Consider the following 2,716-nt stretch of genomic DNA (forward strand, 5'->3'; position numbering starts at 1 on the left):
CCTGACCTTCATTTTGAGGGGCCAAATCCTTTTTTAATTGCTAAAGTGCCAGGATATCCAAACCCTTTAATTATAGTAGCCACTTCTACCCACCAATATACTCCAGGTTTTGCGGGAAAATTTGAAAGTAAGCTAATAGCTTACGAAGTCGGAAATACTGACGCGGATGATTATGTGTGGATGTCTACAGTTGAATATGGAGGAAATGTACCTGTTGGTTCCTTAGGTAAACAATATAAATCAGGTGCTGCGCCGGGTATTGCTGATTTTAATGGCGACGGGGTTCCGGAAATTTATATTTACAATGAAGTTTTTAATGCTGTTACGGGAGCAAAATTGTTTGACGGAGGAGCAGCTGGACAAGGTATTCTTTCCGCAAGTTTAGGTGGTGGGTCCATGCGGGGCGGTTCAATTGGTGTTTCCGTAGCTGCCGATGTCGTTCCAGGTGGAAATCTTGAATTAGTTGCAGGAAATTCTGTATATCAATTCGATGCTTCATGGAATGCAACTCGAATTGATGCAAAATTTAATGTAAATGGAAGAATTGCGCCGGATGGTTTTACCTCTATTGCAGATATCAATAAGGACGGTATTCTAGATATAATTGTTACTACCGAAAGAACTGATGATCCGGATTCCAGACTTGTTTACGTGTGGACTGTTGGTTCAGGCACTGGCCAGTTAATCGCATGGGAATCGATTCCAGATCCCGGAGCAGCTGATGACGATTTGATTAGAGCGACTAGTTTATCTTTTATTGGAGATATAGATGGAAACGGTAATCCTGAAATAGGAGTAGTTTCCCCGTTGAGACTTAATATGTTTAGGTATGATGGAACAATTAAGCTTAAATCAAAGTGGACAACTCCATTAGTTACAACTGATAGATCCGGTTATACCCTGATTACAATGTTTGATTTTAATCAGGATGGAATTCAGGAATTGGTTTATCGGGATGAAGAAAGTTTAAGGATTATTGATGGAAGAGGATTAGTACCAACTGTTAAAGCTGCTATACCTTTAAAAGCGGCAACGGCTGGTGAAGGTGCCATTGTAGCAGATATCGATGGAGATAACGAAGCGGAAATTTTAGTAACTGATCAGGAAGGAGTCCAATGTTGCAATAGTGGTTATGCGTTTACTCCAGATGCAAGATTAGTGGCATTTAAGTCCAATGGCTATCCCTGGGCACCGGCAAGGACTGTTTGGAATCAGTATGCATATTTTAGTTTTAATATAAATGAGGATTTATCAATCCCAACACCACAACTTAATCACGCAGGAACCCCAGGTGTTTTCTTTCCAAGGTTCGATCCTCGATCAGGATGCTTGGACGGAGTGGCTACACCCTTTAATAGTTTTCTTGTCCAAAGGACCCTTTATACAGAAGATGGTTGTTTTTCTTCCGGGATTCCAATCATGGATGCCAAGGTTGAACTGCTTTCCGCTAAATTTTTGTGTTTGGATGCTGGTGGAAATAACCAGATTGAAGTTGAGCTGATGGTCTCCAATGAAGGCGATGGGGATTTACCAGCTGAGGTCAGAATAGAATTTTCCTTGGGAACTACTGTCATCGAAAATGTTCAGGTAGGAACTGTTATTCTGCCAGGTGGAAGTTTATCCAAAACAATATTGATCAATAGCGGAAAAGGAGACACCGCACCATTATCCGATTTATCTGCAATTATCAACCCTCCCGTAAAAGGAGTTTATGAATTTCCAGAGTGTAAATATGATGGACCGGTTACCATTCCCATTATTCCCCGGCCGGTCTTTGTGGTGAACAACCCCGCCCCGATTTGTGAAGGTGATGCCGGGGGGATTTTTATCGAGGTAACAAACAGTACAGACGGTTCGGTTGATGATGCTGTTGTCAAATGGTATAAGGATGCTCCAAATGGCACCCTGATTACCAACGGATTAAACGATAACGGCACGGTTTATACCATTGATGCAGATTTCAGCCTGCAGATTGACAACCTGCCCGCTGCTCTGGCTCCCTATCAGTTTTATTTGGTTGACGAATGTTCCAATGCTCCTGCCAAAGAGGTTTTGGTCATCGTTGATCCAAGTCCAACCATTGGTTTTGAGGTAGAAGATGTGAAATGTTTTGGTGGTGACACGGGTTTCATAACCACTATCACTGGCGACCAGTCCTATATTTCGTATAGCCTGGACGGTGGATCTAATTTTATCACTAGCGGGGAGCTATTGGCAAAAACTTTTTCAGCAGGTACTTACAATGTGACCGTCAAGGCATCATTAAACCCCCCGGCAGCCTGTATTGCAGACTTTCAGTTTACCATAGATGAACCTGAACTTATTGAATTCTCAAATCCTGGCCATACAGAACCCTTGTGTGAGCCAACCACCGGATCAATTTCCTGGAATATCCAGGGTGGCAATCCAAGTGCAACCTTTCCTTTTTATACGTATACGCTTTCCAAAAATGGGACGCCTCTCACCGGTTTTGTGGCAGAAGAAATAAATGGCGAAAACATAATCAATGGATTGGATGGCGGGGATTATGTGCTGACAGCCACTGATTTAAAGGGCTGTGTCATTTCCCAAAACTACATCTTAATATCCCAGGAAGATCCGGTTTTCAATATTCAGGATGCAGCAGCCATCTGCTTCGGTGAAGATGCCGTTTTCGACGTGGACATGACAACGGCCGGGGTGGCGATTGCCGTTCCTGCTTACACCTGGGGGAAAG

The 2,716-nt window shown here is 43.0% G+C and carries 1 protein-coding gene; it reads left to right on the plus strand.

The annotated features are described in order from the left end of the window. Positions 1–2,716 (plus strand): FG-GAP repeat domain-containing protein (locus tag ACEW8O_RS03380; RefSeq protein WP_373493215.1); only part of this gene is annotated, 2,716 nt, incomplete at both ends.

The sequence above is a fragment of the Aquiflexum sp. genome (genome assembly GCF_041749095.1).
Taxonomy (GTDB): Bacteria; Bacteroidota; Bacteroidia; order Cytophagales; family Cyclobacteriaceae; genus Aquiflexum.